This window comes from Pseudomonas sp. UF-293 (genome assembly GCF_058245595.1).
This window is the reverse complement of the sequence record NZ_JBSICA010000011.1, coordinates 72,999-89,554: the sequence shown is the minus strand read 5'-3', so window position 1 is coordinate 89,554 and position 16,556 is coordinate 72,999. Positions and strand designations below refer to the sequence as shown.

At 59.7% G+C, this 16,556-nt stretch carries 16 protein-coding genes; 10 read left to right on the top strand and 6 right to left on the bottom strand.

Annotated elements, in window-relative coordinates:
• The first annotated feature begins 76 nt into the window (after positions 1-76).
• Positions 77-976: a polysaccharide deacetylase family protein gene (locus AC4IHP_RS14490; protein WP_490832051.1), complete on the top strand. Its 900-nt coding sequence runs from the start codon at positions 77-79 to the stop codon at positions 974-976.
• Between the two features lie 106 nt (positions 977-1,082).
• Positions 1,083-1,325, top strand: coding sequence for a DUF1652 domain-containing protein (locus tag AC4IHP_RS14485; protein WP_490831994.1), 243 nt, complete (start codon positions 1,083-1,085; stop codon positions 1,323-1,325).
• A 4-nt stretch (positions 1,326-1,329) separates the two neighbouring features.
• Here AC4IHP_RS14485 and AC4IHP_RS14480 read toward each other — a convergent pair whose 3' ends face one another.
• Positions 1,330-1,692, bottom strand: coding sequence for an NUDIX hydrolase (locus tag AC4IHP_RS14480; RefSeq protein ID WP_490831993.1), 363 nt, complete (start codon positions 1,690-1,692; stop codon positions 1,330-1,332).
• Positions 1,693-1,910: 218 nt separating this feature from the next.
• Between AC4IHP_RS14480 and AC4IHP_RS14475 the strand changes: the two genes are divergently transcribed.
• Complete coding sequence (locus AC4IHP_RS14475) at positions 1,911-2,108, top strand: DUF2188 domain-containing protein (RefSeq protein WP_460119779.1); 198 nt, start codon at positions 1,911-1,913, stop codon at positions 2,106-2,108.
• 61 nt (positions 2,109-2,169) lie between these two features.
• On the opposite strand, the gene AC4IHP_RS14470 is transcribed toward AC4IHP_RS14475, so the two are convergent.
• Positions 2,170-2,409: a hypothetical protein gene (locus AC4IHP_RS14470; protein ID WP_460119777.1), complete on the bottom strand. Its 240-nt coding sequence runs from the start codon at positions 2,407-2,409 to the stop codon at positions 2,170-2,172.
• Positions 2,410-2,593: 184 nt separating this feature from the next.
• On the opposite strand from AC4IHP_RS14470, the gene AC4IHP_RS14465 reads away from it, so the two are divergent.
• Positions 2,594-2,929: a hypothetical protein gene (locus AC4IHP_RS14465; protein WP_460119775.1), complete on the top strand. Its 336-nt coding sequence runs from the start codon at positions 2,594-2,596 to the stop codon at positions 2,927-2,929.
• A gap of 192 nt (positions 2,930-3,121) precedes the next feature.
• Positions 3,122-3,727: a DUF6338 family protein gene (locus AC4IHP_RS14460; RefSeq protein ID WP_490831992.1), complete on the top strand. Its 606-nt coding sequence runs from the start codon at positions 3,122-3,124 to the stop codon at positions 3,725-3,727.
• Positions 3,728-3,867: 140 nt separating this feature from the next.
• Here the strand turns inward: AC4IHP_RS14460 and AC4IHP_RS14455 are convergent, their stop codons facing one another.
• Positions 3,868-4,767, bottom strand: a complete 900-nt coding sequence (locus AC4IHP_RS14455; RefSeq protein ID WP_490831991.1) for a LysR family transcriptional regulator — start codon at positions 4,765-4,767, stop codon at positions 3,868-3,870.
• A gap of 120 nt (positions 4,768-4,887) precedes the next feature.
• Here AC4IHP_RS14455 and AC4IHP_RS14450 point away from each other — a divergent pair, with 120 nt between their 5' ends.
• Both AC4IHP_RS14450 and AC4IHP_RS14445 read left to right on the top strand, forming a co-directional pair.
• Positions 4,888-6,255: an MFS transporter gene (locus AC4IHP_RS14450; protein WP_490831990.1), complete on the top strand. Its 1,368-nt coding sequence runs from the start codon at positions 4,888-4,890 to the stop codon at positions 6,253-6,255.
• A gap of 30 nt (positions 6,256-6,285) precedes the next feature.
• Positions 6,286-7,560 carry a glucarate dehydratase family protein gene (locus AC4IHP_RS14445; protein WP_490831989.1) on the top strand — a complete coding sequence of 425 codons (1,275 nt, stop codon included), beginning with the start codon at positions 6,286-6,288 and terminating at the stop codon, positions 7,558-7,560.
• A gap of 102 nt (positions 7,561-7,662) precedes the next feature.
• On the opposite strand, the gene AC4IHP_RS14440 is transcribed toward AC4IHP_RS14445, so the two are convergent.
• A complete protein-coding gene (locus AC4IHP_RS14440; RefSeq protein WP_490831988.1) occupies positions 7,663-8,547 on the bottom strand; it encodes a LysR substrate-binding domain-containing protein in 885 nt (294 codons plus the stop codon).
• A 157-nt stretch (positions 8,548-8,704) separates the two neighbouring features.
• Here AC4IHP_RS14440 and ydiJ point away from each other — a divergent pair, with 157 nt between their 5' ends.
• Positions 8,705-11,731 (top strand): D-2-hydroxyglutarate dehydrogenase YdiJ, encoded by a 3,027-nt coding sequence (gene ydiJ / locus AC4IHP_RS14435; protein WP_490831987.1) that lies wholly within the window; start codon positions 8,705-8,707, stop codon positions 11,729-11,731.
• A gap of 161 nt (positions 11,732-11,892) precedes the next feature.
• Positions 11,893-13,062 carry an acetyltransferase domain-containing protein gene (locus AC4IHP_RS14430; RefSeq protein WP_460119765.1) on the top strand — a complete coding sequence of 390 codons (1,170 nt, stop codon included), beginning with the start codon at positions 11,893-11,895 and terminating at the stop codon, positions 13,060-13,062.
• 391 nt (positions 13,063-13,453) lie between these two features.
• Here the strand turns inward: AC4IHP_RS14430 and AC4IHP_RS14425 are convergent, their stop codons facing one another.
• Positions 13,454-14,845, bottom strand: coding sequence for an aldehyde dehydrogenase family protein (locus AC4IHP_RS14425; RefSeq protein WP_490831986.1), 1,392 nt, complete (start codon positions 14,843-14,845; stop codon positions 13,454-13,456).
• Between the two features lie 103 nt (positions 14,846-14,948).
• Between AC4IHP_RS14425 and ptrR the strand changes: the two genes are divergently transcribed.
• On the top strand, positions 14,949-15,827 hold the full coding sequence (ptrR, locus tag AC4IHP_RS14420) for a putrescine utilization regulator PtrR (protein ID WP_490832050.1): 879 nt from the start codon (positions 14,949-14,951) through the stop codon (positions 15,825-15,827).
• 12 nt (positions 15,828-15,839) lie between these two features.
• Here ptrR and AC4IHP_RS14415 read toward each other — a convergent pair whose 3' ends face one another.
• Complete coding sequence (locus AC4IHP_RS14415; protein WP_490831985.1) at positions 15,840-16,463, bottom strand: glutathione S-transferase family protein; 624 nt, start codon at positions 16,461-16,463, stop codon at positions 15,840-15,842.
• Positions 16,464-16,556: the final 93 nt, after the last annotated feature.

The following is a 16,556-nucleotide window of genomic DNA, read 5'->3' as shown; positions in this document are numbered from 1 at the left end:
CAGCGCGGGGAGGGTAACGGGCGAGGGAGTTTTGCCATTCGACAACACGACGGCTGCGGCCGTACTCAGGGCAAACATGACATCCGGATGCAAACTTATCTGTGCTGCGCTCCTCGCATTCGGTCTGGCTGGCTGCATTGCAGCGCCGATCGAAATGACCGCGCAAACCGAAACGCGACTGCAGGCCCGGCCCCCCGTGCGTTTTCTGCTGACATTCGATGATGGCCCAAGCGCTTCAGGATGGTGGAATCCCACCACCATGGTGCTCGATAGCCTCAAGAGCAATCCGGTGCAGGCAAACATCAAAGCCGTGTTTTTCGTGCAGACCCGAGCATCCAGAGCGGGTGACAGCGAGATTGGCCGTCGTCTCATGCACCGTGAGCACGTCGAGGGACATATCCTCGCCTTTCACACCGCTACTCACTGGCACACCAACCATCGCTTGCTTGACCCGCAAGAACTGGAGCAGTCGCTGACCAATGGCAGCGCTGACATCGCCGCTATCACCGGTGCGCCGCCCAAGCTCTTGCGCCCGCCGTTCTGGAATTATGACAAACGCACATTCGCGGCCTATCAGAAACATGGCTTGCATGTCCTGCTAACCGACCTGAGTGCCAACGATGGCAAAATCTGGGGATTCAATGCCAGCCCACGGCGTCGTGCAAACATGTTGCGGCAGTTATCGGAGGTGCGCGAACGCATTGCCCTCGGCCAATTGCCGACGGTGGATGGTGTGATTCCGGTGGTAGTGACGTTCCATGATCTCAATCGCTACACGGCGCGCCATACCCGAGAGTATCTGCAGATTCTGCTCGATAGCGCGGCGGCAACCCGGGTGAGACTGGCGGACAAGCCGTTCTACGACGATCAAGCTGCGCTGGAAAAAGCTGCACTGGCGCGTACGGTTCAACAAAGCGCGGAACCGGTGAATCTGCCCGGAATGTGGAACTGGATCTGGGATCACGACGCGCATTGAGTGGCGTGGGTAATTTGTGATCGGTTTGGCATTTGCGGGCGCGGCAATAAACGCGTCCTGCATCTATGCTCGGTGGATCGATTCTCCGCCTGCGAGGCGTCCGCCCATGCTTGCCATTGCCGATATTTGTCGCATCGTCGAGTCAGGCTTCCCGAACTACAAGTGTGATTGCGCGCCAACCGCACAAGGTTTGTTGCGCATCAAGGTGTACGAGCCGGGAAGCGGGCGCGTCGAACTGTTGCTGGATGGCGTCTCCACCGAGCATCTGGTCACGATTCGCGCTATTTCCAATTTCATCGCTGAGCTGCGCACTGAAATGAGCGCGGGACGCCGAGCCTTCGCGGGCTGACCTTTTATAAACGCCGTTGAAAAGCCTGCACGATGCGCCGCGTCGCGTCATTGGTTTCCAGATTCTGCACAGCGTCGAGCGGATACCAGATGCAGTCGACAATTTCGTTCTGCGGGCGCACATCGTCAATGTTGGCCACCGAAGCCTCATAGACGTGATGCCGCGTACTGCCCGCCTGCAGATCCATCAGGTACAGGACATCCTCTGCATTCAGCCCGGTTTCCTCCTGCAGCTCGCGCACGGCAGCGGCGGCGCGGGTTTCTCCAGGCTCGACCTTGCCACCGGGCAAAGACCAGTGATGGCGGGGTTTGCGCACAAGGAGGATATGTCGATCCTGCTCGCAAATGACGGTGGCGCGTACTTTCATGGATACCCTGTTGATGTGCGTCATAAATCTGTAATTAAACTGCAATATTCGAGCCGTGCGCGGGTTTAAAGGTTCCCATTGAATTGGGAGCCGCTCTACAGGGAAAAGTGCCGACATCTTGATAGTGGGAGCGCGCGATATGCGGTGTACACCGCAGTGGGTACCGGGTGTAAGGTGAGTACGTAAACCAAGACACCATTGGCAAACAGGAGGTGTTCATGAGCATTCCAATGCTGAACAAGCTGCACATGAACGGTTACGACGTGCTCAGCGTGAACAACGGACCATGGCGAGTCTGCACGCAGGGCGACCGCTTGGCGTCATTCACCAGCAGGGAGGAAGCGATGGCCTATGCGGCGGCGCTTCCCGGTTACAAAAAACGCTCCAGGCAAGTGCAAGGCCACAGTGGCGGTTGACACGTTGTAACGAAAGAGCCCCGGTTTTGACCGGGGCTTCTTGTTTGAGGCCTCGAGTGCTTCAGTGAACCTTGATTCGGCTGATGGTCCGGGCTTTTACCTCCTTGGCATAAGTCTGCAATCTTTCCTCGTCGCTTTGCAGGATCTCGCAAGACCGCAATACAGTCTGAGCGTCTGCCTCGTTTCCGGATTTGCGCAGTTGTTCAGCGATGCGCTTGAGATCGACCGCCGACCACCTCAGGTCGGACGCCACGCTTTGCAAATCCCGTTGAAGTTCGTGTTCGTATTCATTGAGCCGCATGATCACCTCCAGAACATTCTCGGTAGAAAAGAGTAGTCGCATTTTTCCAGGTGCGGCCAGGTCATCTGACGCCCGGCTGCACCGATGTAAAAAATTGTCCAAACGCCGGTAACGGCGGGGTGCCACGATGGATGTGCAAGCGGTTAAACGGTACATTCACCCTTTTTCGAAACAGGTAAACAGCATGCGCGTATGGATCGGCACTTTGGCACTGGCCCTGTTGGCGGGTTGCTCGTTACCAGCATCGCTGGTGCCGGGCGAGCCAAACCTCAGCAAGACCAGTGACAAGCCTCCCAAGGAATATGCCGCGTGTTTGTTACCGTTGTGGCAGAAGGATGTTGCCAGGACTTCGCAGACGTCGATTTCCAACGGCTACCGGATCACCGCGCCGAGCATCATCACAGCCGATGAGATTCTCGATATCGTCAAATACAAGGACGGCAGCAAAGTGTCTCTGTACCAGGGGCCGCCGTGGGCCAAGTCCGGGTCGCTGCGCCAATCGGTGCGTGACTGCCTGTAGAACAGGCGCTCGATTCGCTCAAAAAAGGCAGACGCCGAAGTTCGGTGTCTGCCTTTTTTCATTGGATGGAGACCCCAGCCAAAGGCTCGCAATGAGCTGTGACAGTTGCACGCGAGGCGCAGCAGGATCCTTGACTAGGCTTTGAATGTCGGCCCGTGACGGGATCGGCATGACTGAAAGGAGTCTCGGATCATGGATGATCTGGTCAAGGACATCATTCCGCTGTTGCAGTATCTAATCCCAGGTTTTCTATCGACCTGGATCTTCTATTCACTTACGGCATTCAAGCGACCGGATACGTTCGGCCAGATCGTGCAGGCGCTGATATTTACTTTTGTGATTCAGGGCGCGGTGTTGGCGGTGGGCAACCTCTGTTTGTGGATTGGCTCGAAGGGTTTTCCATTAGGAAACTGGGATGACCGGGCGCAAACGCTCTGGGCATTTGTGTTTTCGCTGATGCTGGGTTTGTTTGCCTGTTACCTGGCTACGAGTGACAAATTGCACGGCTGGTTACGTAAGCGAAACGTCACGAAACAATCTTCTTTCCCCAGTGAATGGTTCTGCGCTTTCGCCCAGTTCGACCGGTTCATAACCCTGCATTTACATGACGAGAGGCGCGTGTTTGGCTGGCCTGTCGAGTGGCCGTCCGAATCCAGTTGCGGCCAGTTCGTGATGCAGAATCCACGTTGGGTTAATGACGATGGCAAGTCGACTCCTTTTGGTGCCGAAATTTTGCTGATAGATTCCGCGCAAGTTAAGTGGGTTGAATTCAGCCCGGTATCAGAGGGTTCATCATGACGACTGCAAGAGCACCGCGACCAATGCCAAAGCAATACGAACGCCTGTTCACAGGGCCTGACGGCAAGCCGCTGGAGGAGCCGTTGATCAAAGCCCCGAGCGCTCCGCCTCCGCTCAAATACAGGTTGCCACAATAATTTTCAGCCCCAACCCTGCACCACCGCCCGGCGAATCGCCTCCAGCAACATCGCGAACGCCGGGTTGTCATTGTTCTCCCGCCAGATCAGATGCAGTTCGCTTTGCACCCCTTCGCCCAGATCGATCTCGCGAAATACCACATTCCTGAACACCACGCTTGTCGCGCAACGCGGTACCAGCGCCAGACCCATGCCGGCGTTGACCAACGCCAGAATCGTCAGCGATGAGCCCAGCCACTGCACGTAATCGGGTGCCACCCGCGCTGAGCGCAGGGTGCCGGTCAACAGTTCGTTGAATGGCGGATAGGCTTCATGGGAGTACATCAGGAACGGTTGTTTATCCAGATCAGCCACTGACACTTCAGCCGCGATTGCCAACCGATGCCCGCTCGGGACCGCCAGTACAAACGGTTCGCGCACCAGGCACTCGGTGGCATAGCCCGGTTCCTGCAATGGCGCCCGGGCGATGCCCAGGTCGATACGGCGAGCTCGCAACGCCTCGTGCTGTTGATAGGTGTTCATCTCTGCCAGATCGATTTTCACCTGGGGCTGTTTAAGTCGCGCTTCGGCGATCACCTTGGGCAGAAACTCATACACCGCGCTGCCGACAAACGCGATGTTTACCGAACCAATATCGCCCTCGGCAAACCGGCGTGCGGTGATCGCTGCTTGCTGGGCGCGCTCCAGCAGATTCTGCGCTTCAACGAAAAATGCCCGGCCTGCCGCCGTCAGCGCAACGCTGCGCGTACTGCGGGTGAACAGCTCAACGCCGAGGTGATGCTCCAGCAGCTGAATCTGCCGGCTCAGCGGCGGCTGGGTCATGTTCAGGCGCTCGGCGGCGCGGCGGAAGTTGAGTTCGGTGGCGACCGTAGTGAAGCAGCGCAGCTGAGTGAGTTCGAACATTGATCTAATCCGGGTATCAATCGAATCTCAGTTTAGATTAGACGGGATCAATTCGTGGCATCCATGATCGGTTCATCGCTTCAAGTCATCCCCTAAAAAAACAAGATCGGGAGTCGCCCCTTGAAAACCCTTCAGAGTCCGCCGGACATCACGGTGCTCGCCCGCGCCGCCGCCAAGGTCAAACGCCACGTGCTGCCGCTGTTCGTGGTGATGTTCATCGTCAATTACATCGACCGGGTCAACATCGGTTTCGTGCGCAGTCATCTGGAAACCGATCTGGGGATTGGCGCAGCGGCGTATGGACTTGGCGCCGGATTGTTTTTCGTCGGTTACGCTTTGTTCGAAGTGCCGTCGAACATGCTGTTGCAGCGCTACGGCGCACGGGTCTGGCTGACCCGGATCATGTTCACCTGGGGCGCCGCAGCCATGGCCATGGCGTTTGTTCAAGGTGAAACTAGCTTCTACGTACTGCGCTTTATTCTTGGGGCGGCCGAGGCCGGGTTCTTCCCGGGGATCATTTATTACTTCACCCAGTGGCTGCCGGCGTCCGAGCGCGGCAAAACCATGGCGGTGTTCCTTAGCGGCTCAGCGATTGCCTCGGTCATTTCCGGGCCGGTGTCCGGTGCGCTGTTGCATATCAGCGGACTGGGCATGCACGGCTGGCAGTGGATGTTTCTGATCGAAGGCGCGGCTTCGGTGGTGCTGTGCGCATTCGTCTGGTTCTGGCTGCAATCGCACCCACGTCAAGCCAAGTGGCTGAGCGAAGAAGAGCGCGAAGCGCTGGTTGCGGCGATTGCCGAGGAGCAGAGCGCTCGCGAAGCGGTACAGGTCACCAAGCCGTCGATGTTCAAGCTCTTGGCTGACCGGCAGATCGCGCTGTTCTGCTTCATCTATTTTTCCATTGCCCTGACCATCTACGGCGCGACGTTCTGGCTGCCGAGCATGATCAAGAAGATGGGCAACCTCGGAGATTTCCAGGTCGGGCTGCTCAACTCCATTCCATGGATCATTTCGATTGTCGCCATGTACGGCTTCGCTGCGCTGGCCGGCAAATGGAAATTCCAGCAGGCCTGGGTCGCGCTGACCTTGGTGATCGCCGCCATCGGTATGTTCATGTCGACCACCGGCGGGCCGGTTTTTGCCTTCGTCGCCATCTGCTTCGCCGCCATCGGTTTCAAAGCAGCGTCAGCGCTGTTCTGGCCGATTCCGCAGAGCTATCTGGATGCGCGCATTGCTGCGGCGGTGATCGCGCTGATCAACTCCATCGGCAATCTTGGCGGCTTCGTCGCGCCGACTGCGTTCGGCATTCTCGAGCAAACCACCGGCTCCATTGAGGGCGGCCTGTACGGCCTGGCGGCGACGTCGATGATCGCCGCCGTAGTGATCTTCTTCGCCCGCACGGCGCCCGGCGCCAAAGGCCAAACCCCGGCAAAGCCAAGTGACGAAGCCGCCGCTGTGGCCCCGGCTCGTCCGGCTGTGAGCCACTGAATCGATTGTTGATCTGTCAGGAGCGTCATCTTGAAAATCACCCGTGTCAGCGTCACCCCGATTGCCTTCCGCGATCCGCCACTGCTCAACGCCAGCGGCATCCACGAACCCTTTGCCTTGCGCTCGATCATCGAAATCGAGAGCGACAACGGCTATATCGGCCTCGGCGAAAGCTACGGCGATGCCCCAGCGCTGGCGATCCAGCAACAATTGCAGAGCCAGTTGATCGGCCTCGATCCGTTCAACCTCAATCAATTGCGTGCGATCGTGCAGGCCACTGTGGCGGCAAATAAACCGGCGAGCATTGCTGGCGCTGAACTGGCCCCCGGTTCCCACGCCAGCAAAGCGGTGAGCAATGCCTACTCGGCATTCGAAGTAGCGTTTCTCGATTTGCAGGCGCACTACCTGAACGTGCCGCTGGTGGACCTGCTCGGTGGGGCGATCCGCGATGAAGTGCCGTTCAGCGCTTATCTGTTTTTCAAATACGCCGAACATATCGACTCGCCCTATAAACCGGACAACTGGGGCGAGGCGCTGAGCGAGCAGCAGATCGTCGCGCAGGCAGGGCGAATGATCGAAGCGTACGGATTCAAGAGCATCAAGCTCAAGGCCGGCACCTTGCCGCCGGAGCATGAAGTGGCGTGCATCAAGGCACTGAAAAAAGCCTTTCCGGGTTTTCCGCTGCGCATCGATCCGAATGGCAACTGGTCGCTGGAGACGGCGATTCGCATGGCCGAACTGCTCGGCGAGGATCTGCAGTATTACGAAGACCCGACCCCGGGCCTTGATGGCATGGCCGAGCTGCACAGGCGCACCGGTCTGCCCTTGGCGACCAATATGGTCGTCACCGATTTCGACGAGTTCCGCCGCAGCGTTGCGCAGAACAGCGTGCAGATTGTCCTCGCCGACCACCATTACTGGGGTGGCCTGCGGGATACGCAGGCGCTGGCAAAAATGTGCGACGTGTTCGGCCTCGGCGTGTCGATGCATTCCAACTCGCACCTGGGCATCAGCCTGATGGCCATGGCGCACGTCGCGGCGGCAGTGCCGAATCTGGATTACGCCTGTGACACCCACTACCCGTGGCAGGAGCCAGACGAGGAAGTGATCAAGGGCGGCAAGCTGCCCATTGTCGATGGTTGCGTGAAGATCACTCGCGCTCCCGGGTTGGGGCTGGAACTGGATCATGAGCAACTGGCCAAGCTGCATGATCAGTACCTTACGTGCGGGATTCGCCAGCGGGATGATGTGCGGCAGATGCAGCGCTACAAGGCGGATTGGCGAGCGGTCAAACCGAGGTTTTGAGGTCGTTGCGACTGGCTTCTTCGCGAGCAGGCTCGCTCCCACAGGTAAAAGCATGGCAACTGTGGGAGCGAGCCTGCTCGCGAATGGCCGCGACTCGATCCTTCAGAGGGTATGAACCAGCCAATCCCTGAACGCGTTCAACGAAGGCAGATTCTCATTGCGCGGCGGGTACACCAGGTAATAGCTGCGTCGGCTGGTAATCGGCTCGCCCAGTTGCAGCAATTCGCCCTTGAGCAATTCGTCTTCGACCAGAATTCGCGGCACCAGGCCAACACCGATATTGGCGCGTACCGCCTGGATCAAGTGCGAGGTCATTTCAAAGCTCGGCCCGATCCGCATGCTGCGATGCGGCAGTTGGTGATGGCTGAACCATTCCGCCCATGCCTGAGCATTGCTGCTGACGTTGAGCAGTAATTGCCCGGCAATGTGCTGCTCAGCTTCGTCGCGTTCAGGGGCCGACAACTGCGCGCTGGCAATCGCCACCAATTCTTCGGTGTGCAAGGGTAGGGCAGTCAGGCCTGGCCATTCACCGCCGCCGACACAGATGGCGGCGTCGATTTCGCTGGTGTCGAAGTCGATGGTTTCGATCCGCGAATGCAAGTGCACCGTCATGCCCGGGTGCGCCGTGTAGAAATCCTTCAGTCGTGGCAGCAGCCATTTCGAACCGAAGGTCGGCAGCGTCGCCAGGCGCAGGCTATGGATGCCCGAACCAAACGCCATCGCCTGCAACGTCGCGCTGCGAATCTGCCCGAGGGCTTCGCTGAGTTCGCGCTGATACATGCGCCCGACATCCGTCAGCACTACCTGCCGGCCTTCACGGCTGAACAGACGCATGCCGAGCATTTTCTCGAGAATCTGTACCTGGCGGCTGACCGCGCTCTGCGTCAGTGACAGTTCATGGGCGGCGCGGGTGTAGCTTTCATGGCGAGCGGCGGCCTCGAAAGCCAGCAGCAGCGACATGGACGGCGTGAGGGTGCGCGGATTCATTCGTAAAACTCATCGATAACGGGTCAAATTTACGCTTGTTCCATGGCTGGCCAGCAATGAACATGGGCGCAATCAGATGGCGGAGCCTGACGTAATCATTCTTTGCGCACAACTGTTCACCGCCACACAGCCCGATTTGACCGAGATGACCTGACCGATGATTGCCCAGCTATCGCCTGCCAAAGCCCTGACCGGCGATTACCAACAATTCCTTGCTGCCCTGAAAACCAGCGGCTTTCGCGGTGAAATCAGCGCTGATTACGCCAGCCGCGTGGTGCTCGCGACCGACAACTCGATTTATCAGCGCCTGCCGCAAGCCGCTGTGTTTCCCATGGATGCGGATGATGTGGCACGTGTCGCGCGGCTGATTGCCGAACCGGCGTACGAAAAAGTGGTGATCACCCCGCGTGGCGGTGGCACCGGCACCAACGGCCAATCGCTGACGGACGGTATCGTCGTCGACCTGTCACGGCACATGAACCGCATTCTGGAAATCAACGTTGAACAACGCTGGGTGCGCGTGCAGGCCGGGGTGGTCAAGGATCAGCTCAACGCCGCGCTGAAATCCGCCGGGCTGTTCTTCGCCCCGGAACTGTCGACTTCGAACCGCGCCACGGTTGGCGGCATGATCAACACCGACGCCAGCGGCCAGGGCAGTTGCACCTACGGCAAGACCCGCGACCATGTGCTGGAGCTTGAGACGATCCTGCGCGGCGGCGAGCGTTTGCACGGCCTGCCGCTGGCGGAGGATGAGCTTGAGGCGCAGTGCGCTCGCAAAGACCGGGTCGGCGAAGTCTACCGTTGTGCGCGGCAGATCATTGATGAGCAAGGCGAGCTGATCAAGGCGCGCTTCCCCGATCTCAACCGCTGCCTGACCGGTTATGACCTGGCGCATCTGCGTGAGGCCGACCAGCGCTTCAACCTCAACAGTGTGCTGTGTGGCGCTGAAGGTTCGCTGGGCTTCGTTGTCGAAGCACGACTGAATGTGTTGCCGATTCCCAAGCACACGATGCTGGTCAATATCCGTTACGCCGGGTTCATGGATGCCTTGCGCGATGCGCGGGCGCTGATGGCGCTCAAGCCGTTGTCGATTGAAACCGTCGACTCCAAGGTCTTGCTGCTGGCGATGCAGGACATCGTCTGGCACGGCGTTGCCGAATATTTTCCTGAAAACGCTGAGCGGCCGACTTTGGGCATCAACCTGGTCGAGTTCTGTGGTGACGATCCGCAAGACTTGCAGCGTCGCGTCGAAGCGTTCATCGAACACCTGCAAAGCGACCGCACCGTGGAGCGCCTGGGCCATACGCTGGCGGTTGGTCAGGCAGCGGTGAACAAGGTCTACGGTATGCGCAAACGTGCGGTGGGCCTGCTCGGCAACGTCGCCGGTGAAGCCCGTCCACAGCCGTTCGTTGAAGACACTGCAGTGCCGCCGCAGCATTTGGCCGAATACATCGCCGAGCTGCGTGACCTGCTCGATAGCCACGGTTTGCAGTACGGTATGTTCGGCCACGTCGACGCCGGCGTGCTGCATGTACGGCCGATTCTCGACATGAAAGACCCGCAGCAAGCGGCGTTGGTCCGCCCGGTGTCCGATGGCGTCGCCGCGTTGACCCAGCGCTACGGCGGCCTGCTCTGGGGCGAGCATGGCAAGGGCCTGCGTTCGGAATACGCGCCGGCATTCTTCGGCGAGTTGTACCCGGCGCTGCAAGCCTTGAAAGCAGCATTCGACCCGTTCAACCAGTTCAACCCCGGCAAGATCGCCACGCCGGCCAACAGCGGCGCAGCACTGCTGAAGATCGACGAAGTGACCCTGCGCGGCGAGCTGGATCGACAGATCGACGAGAAAGTCTGGCAAAGCTACGGCGCGGCCATGCACTGCAATGGCAACGGCGCCTGCTACAACTTCGATCCTGATGACGCCATGTGCCCGTCGTGGAAAGCCACCCGCGAACGCGCGCAGTCGCCCAAGGGCCGCGCTTCACTGATTCGCGAATGGCTGCGGTTGCAGGGCGAGGCGGGCGTCGATGTGCTCTCGGACGCAATCCGTAAACCGGCGTTTTTCAGTACGCTGTGGCAGCGCTGGCGCAACAGTCGCGATCCATCGGCGGATTTTTCCCATGAGGTGTACGACGCCATGGCCGGTTGCCTGGCCTGTAAATCCTGCGCGGGGCAGTGCCCGGTGAAGGTCAACGTGCCGGAATTCCGCTCGCGCTTTCTTGAGCTGTATCACAGTCGTTATCTGCGCCCGGCGCGGGATTATCTGATTGCGTCGCTGGAATACACCATTCCGTACATGGCGCGGATTCCGGCGCTGTATAACGGTTTGATGGGCGCTGGCTCGGTGCGCAGTGCCTTGGCGCGGGTCGGTGGCATGGTCGATGTGCCGTTGCTCAGCCGGTTCGATTTCCATGCGGCGTTGCGCCGTTGGCAAGTGCAGCCGGCAACAGTCGCAACGCTGTCGGCGCTGACCCCAGAGCAACACGAACGCAGCGTAGTGATCGTGCAGGACGCTTTCACCCGCTACTTCGAAGCGCCGTTGTTGGCGGATCTGGTCGAGCTGATTTCGCGTCTGGGTTATCAGGTGTATCTGGCGCCGTTCAGTGCCAACGGCAAACCGCTGCATGTGCAGGGCTTTCTCTCGGCATTCAATCGGGCGGCGTTGCGTAACGCTGAGCAATTGCAGGCGCTGGCGCAGACCGGCGTGCCGCTGCTGGGGCTGGATCCGGCAATGACCCTGGTCTATCGCCAGGAATACTTGAAAGTGCCGGGTTTGAATGAGTGTCCAGAAGTAGCGCTGGTGCAGGAGTGGTTACTCCAAGTCATGCCGGAGCAGACGCCTCAGGCGCAGGGCAAAGCCTTCCGTCTGCTCGCACATTGCACTGAGAAGACCAACGCGCCGGCCGCGACCCGCCAGTGGGAACAGGTCTTCGAACGTGCCGGTCTGAAGCTGGCCACGCAAGCCACCGGTTGCTGCGGCATGTCCGGCACCTACGGCCACGAAGCACGTAATCGCCAGACCTCAGCCGTGATTTACGAGCAGTCGTGGGCGCGTCAGGTGGAGGCTCCGGCGGAGCAGGGCGAGGCGTTGGCGACCGGCTATTCCTGCCGCAGCCAGGTCAAGCGCCAGTCGGATCAGGCGCTGCGCCATCCGTTGCAAGTGCTGCTGGAGACGCTGCGTCGCTGAGCGTGTTGCTGCTGTCTCTGTTCACTATAGAAGGCTGAGGTGGATGGGCAGCCTCGACCTCGGGATGTTTGGGTTTTGCTTTTTTGATGTTATAAGATAACGCGAAATTCGAGGGCGGCATTGGGCTGCCCGGTGTTATCCCTCTCGATTGCGAAAGATCCATGACCCCTGTGCTTCCCCGTTCTGCCCCGTTGACGACTGGCCGGCTGCTATCCATTGATGCGCTCCGAGGCCTGGTGATCCTGTTCATGCTGCTTGATCACGTACGCGAAACGTTCCTGCTGCACCGCCAGGTTTCCGATCCGATGGACATTGCCAGCACCGAGCCGGCGCTGTTTTTCAGCCGCACATTGGCGCATCTGTGTGCGCCGGTGTTCGTCTTGCTGACCGGTTTGTCGGCATGGTTGTACGGTGAAAAATACGCCGGTAAAGCCGATGTCAGCGCGTTTCTGTTCAAGCGCGGATTGTTCCTCGTGGCGCTGGAGTTCACCTTGGTCAACTTCGCCTGGACTTTCCAGTTGCCGCCGAGCGTGATCTACCTGCAGGTGATCTGGGCGATCGGCCTGAGCATGATCGCGCTGGCGCTGCTGGTGTGGTTGCCGCGCGCGGTATTGCTGACGCTGAGCGTGTTGATCATGGCCGGGCATAACCTGCTCGACGCGGTGCACTTTCCGGTTGAATCGGCCATGCACGTGCCTTGGGCGATTCTGCATGACCGCGGCTGGATCGAGATCAGTGAAACCCTGCGCCTGCGCACCTCGTACCCGCTGCTGCCGTGGATTGGTGTAATCGGTCTGGGCTATGCGCTGGGGCCATGGTTTGCCCGGGGCATGGACGCAGCGGTGCGTCAGCGTCGTTTGCTGATTGCCGGGGTCGCTGGTTTGCTGGGCTTCGTGGCGCTGCGCTTGATTAACGGCTACGGCGAAAAACCGTGGTCGATCAGCGATTCGCTGTTGCAGACACTGATGAGCTTTTTCAACATCACCAAGTATCCGCCATCGCTGCTATTCATCGCGCTGACTGTGAGCGTGGGGCTGTTGCTGTTGCTCGCCTTCGAGCGCGTGCAGAGTCGCCGCTGGATTGGCTGGTTGACGGTGCTCGGCTCGGCGCCGATGTTTTTCTATCTGCTGCATCTGTATGCGTTGAAGGTGCTGTACCTGATGGGTGTGGCGCTGTTTGGGCTGAACCAGGGCAGCTATTTCGGTTTTTCGACGGTGGCGGCGGTGTGGCTCGCGGCTGCAGTTATCGCCGTGGTGTTGTTCCCGGCAGTGCGCTGGTTTTCGGCACTTAAAGCGCGGCGCCGGGATATCAGTTGGTTGAAGTATTTGTAAGTCGTGTGGACTTGTGGGAGTGAGCCTGCTCGCGAAGAAGGTGTGTCAGGCAATACATTCGGCGGCTGACAGAATGCTTTCGCGAGCAAGCCCGCTCCCACAGTGGCTATGTGTTGCGCCGCAAATTACCTACCAGCGGCGGTTCCTGTGTGGGAGTGGGCTTGCTCGCGAAGAGGGTGTGTCAGGCAATACATTCGGTGGCTGACAGAACGCTTTCGCGAGCAGGCTCACTCCCACAGTGGATATGTGTTGCGCCGCAAATTACCTACCAGCGGCGGTTCCTGTGTGGGAGCGGGCTTGCTCGCGAAGAGGGTGTGTCAGTCGATGCAGCGGTGGCTGACAGAACGCTTTCGCGAGCAGGCTCACTCCCACAGGTTTTACAGCGTCTGGATTATTTTCGATCCAGCCACACGGTCTGGGCGTTACAGAATTCCCGTACGCCGAAGTGCGACAGCTCACGGCCGAAGCCGCTCTTCTTCACGCCGCCGAAGGTCACGCGCGGGTCGCTGGCGGAGTAGCCGTTGATAAACACGCCGCCGGTTTCCAGTTCGCTGGTCAGTTGCTCGGCCAGCGTGACGTTGGCGGTGTAGATCGTTGCGGTCAGGCCGAAATCGCTGTCGTTGGCCAAGGCCACGGCGTGTGCAGCATCGCGGGCGGTGATGATCGAGGCGACCGGGCCGAACAGCTCCTGTTTGAAGGAAGTCATGCGGTCGGTGACATCAGCCAGTACGGTTGGCTCGTAGTAGTTGCCCGATCCTTCGACCTTGCCGCCACCCAGCAACAGTGTCGCGCCTTCTTCAAGGGTGTCGCGCACTTGCTGATCCAATTCATCACGCAGATCGAAGCGCGCCATCGGCCCGATGTAAATGTCAGCGTTGAGCGGATCCCCCATCTTCAACTGACGTGTCGCTTCAACGAACTTGCGGGTGAATTCCTCGACCACCCCTTGTTCGATGATCAAGCGTTTGGCAGCCGCGCAAACCTGGCCGGAGTTCTGATAACGACCGACCACTGCCGCATGCACCGCCTCATCCAGGTCAGCATCATTGAGCACGATGAACGGATCGGAGCCGCCGAGTTCCAGCACGCATTTCTTCAATGCCGCACCGGCCTGGGCACCGATGGCCATGCCGGCGCGGACGCTGCCGGTCAGGGTCACGGCGGCAATGCGCGAATCGGCGATGGCGCTGGAAACGCCTTCCGGGGTGACGTTGATCACTTCAAACACGCCATCGGGGAAACCGGCGCGGACGAACGCATCACGCAACAGATAAGCGCTGCCCATTACGTTCGGTGCATGCTTGAGCACGTAAGTGTTGCCGGCGATCAGCGTCGGCACCGCGCCGCGCAGCACTTGCCAGATCGGGAAATTCCACGGCATCACCGCCAGAATCGGCCCCAGCGGACGGTACTCGATGCGTGCCTTGCCGCCTTCAACCTGGGTGGCTTCGGCGTCGAGCATGGCCGGGCCGTGTTCGGCGTACCACTCGCAGAGCTTGGCGCATTTCTCGATTTCGCCACGGGCCTGGGCGATCGGCTTGCCCATTTCCTGAGTGATCATGGTTGCCATCGCTTCTGAGGTTTCACGCAGCGCGCCGGCAAGGGCGGTCAAAAGGCGCGAACGATCCTGCAGTGGCTTGCGCTTCCACTTGCCGAAAGCAAAGGCAGCGCGAGTCAGTGCCGCATCAAGGGCAGCGGCGGATTCAAAAGCGTAATGACCGATCTGCTCGCCGGTGGCGGGGTTGATCGAGATGGCGTGGGTCTGGCTGGAAATCTGGCTCATGACGTTGTCCTGTGGGTTCGTCGGATGGGCCTAGAGTAGGCTGGCGTTAGTTTTCTGGAAACTGAATAATAAAGATCGTTTCTTTCACGATTGGAGAATGACTGTGGATCTGGTGCAACTGGAAATCTTCAAAGCCGTGGCCGAGCACGGCAGCATCAGCGCCGCCGCCACGCAGATTCATCGCGTGCCGTCGAACCTGACTACACGGATCAAGCAGCTGGAGCAGGACCTCGGCGTTGATCTGTTCATCCGTGAGAAAAGCCGTCTGCGCCTGTCGCCGGCGGGGTGGAGTTTTCTCGAATACACACGGCGCATTCTCGATCTGGTGCGAGAAGCCCGCGCTACGGTGGCGGGCGAAGAACCTCAGGGCGCGTTCCCTTTGGGCTCGCTGGAAAGTACCGCAGCGGTGCGTATTCCCGAACTGTTGGCGGCGTACAACCAGCAGCACCCGAAGGTCGACCTCGACCTGTCCACCGGGCCATCGGGGACGATGATCGACGGCGTGCTGTCCGGGCGTCTGGCTGCAGCATTCGTCGACGGCCCGGTGCTGCATCCGGCCCTGGAAGGCGTGCCGGCGTTCGAGGAGGAAATGGTCATCATCGCGCCGCTCAATCATTCACCGGTCGAACGTGCGGCGGACGTGAACGGCGAGAATATCTACGCCTTCCGATCCAACTGTTCCTACCGTCACCATTTCGAAAAATGGTTCAGCACCGACGCAGCCGTACCCGGCAAGATCTTCGAAATGGAGTCCTATCACGGCATGCTCGCCTGCGTCAGCGCCGGTGCCGGCCTGGCGCTGATGCCGCGCAAAATGCTGCAAAGCATGCCCGGCAGCGCGACGGTCAGCGTCTGGCCGCTGACGGCGGACTTCCGCTATCTGACCACTTGGCTAGTGTGGCGGCGGGGCACGGTGTCGCGCAGTCTGAGCATGTTCGTGCGTTTGCTTGAAGAGCGTGGCGTGGTGCGTGAGCAAGCCTGATCGAGCGTGTCTTTATGGCGTGCCATTGCGCCCGTACAAGCGATAACCGTCGCGCTGATTCAAGCGATCGTAGTAGGCGCGCACCGCAGCGAGGTCCCCGTGATCGAGCGGCGTTTCGAACCAACGATTCACTGACAGCCCGATCGGAATGTCCGCCAGGGAAAACTGCTCGCCACTGACGTAAGCGCCGGTCATCTCCAGTTGGCGATCGAGGATTTGCATGTTGCGCGTCCAGTCCCGGCAGCCGGCGGCCAGGGCATCGCGGTCCTGATAGTCCGGCGACTTGCGCACCAGCGCCATCAACGGATACGACCACGAGCGATTCAGCTCTGAGGCCTGCCAGTCGATCCACTGATCGACCCGCGCGCGGGCGATGGGCTCGGCCGGATACAAATGCGCGCCGCCGTAACGCGTCGCCAGATAACGAATGATCGTGTTGGATTCCCACAAGGTGAAATCGCCATCCTGAATCACCGGCACCATGGCGCAGGGGTTGAGCGCGAGAAACTCCGGCGTGTTCGGCGACTTGAAGCCCGAACCCCAGTCTTCGCGCTCGAACGGGATGTCCAGTTCGGCACAGGTCCACAGCACTTTGCGCACGTTGATCGATGAGGCTTTGCCGAGTATTCGCAGCATGGGATTTCCTTCTCCGGGTAGTGGACGCAGAAAAAATACCATAGCGCAAAACACAAGGCCCGCATCGCGCGGGCCTTGGTTCATCTGCATCTG

Coding starts and splice junctions, on each gene's coding strand:
- AC4IHP_RS14490 (WP_490832051.1), top strand. CDS start 77: ATGACATCCGGATGCAAACTTATCTGTGCTGCGCTCCTCGCATTCGGT.
- AC4IHP_RS14485 (WP_490831994.1), top strand. CDS start 1,083: ATGCTTGCCATTGCCGATATTTGTCGCATCGTCGAGTCAGGCTTCCCG.
- AC4IHP_RS14480 (WP_490831993.1), bottom strand. CDS start 1,692: ATGAAAGTACGCGCCACCGTCATTTGCGAGCAGGATCGACATATCCTC.
- AC4IHP_RS14475 (WP_460119779.1), top strand. CDS start 1,911: ATGAGCATTCCAATGCTGAACAAGCTGCACATGAACGGTTACGACGTG.
- AC4IHP_RS14470 (WP_460119777.1), bottom strand. CDS start 2,409: ATGCGGCTCAATGAATACGAACACGAACTTCAACGGGATTTGCAAAGC.
- AC4IHP_RS14465 (WP_460119775.1), top strand. CDS start 2,594: ATGCGCGTATGGATCGGCACTTTGGCACTGGCCCTGTTGGCGGGTTGC.
- AC4IHP_RS14460 (WP_490831992.1), top strand. CDS start 3,122: ATGGATGATCTGGTCAAGGACATCATTCCGCTGTTGCAGTATCTAATC.
- AC4IHP_RS14455 (WP_490831991.1), bottom strand. CDS start 4,767: ATGTTCGAACTCACTCAGCTGCGCTGCTTCACTACGGTCGCCACCGAA.
- AC4IHP_RS14440 (WP_490831988.1), bottom strand. CDS start 8,547: ATGAATCCGCGCACCCTCACGCCGTCCATGTCGCTGCTGCTGGCTTTC.
- ydiJ (WP_490831987.1), top strand. CDS start 8,705: ATGATTGCCCAGCTATCGCCTGCCAAAGCCCTGACCGGCGATTACCAA.
- AC4IHP_RS14430 (WP_460119765.1), top strand. CDS start 11,893: ATGACCCCTGTGCTTCCCCGTTCTGCCCCGTTGACGACTGGCCGGCTG.
- AC4IHP_RS14425 (WP_490831986.1), bottom strand. CDS start 14,845: ATGAGCCAGATTTCCAGCCAGACCCACGCCATCTCGATCAACCCCGCC.
- AC4IHP_RS14415 (WP_490831985.1), bottom strand. CDS start 16,463: ATGCTGCGAATACTCGGCAAAGCCTCATCGATCAACGTGCGCAAAGTG.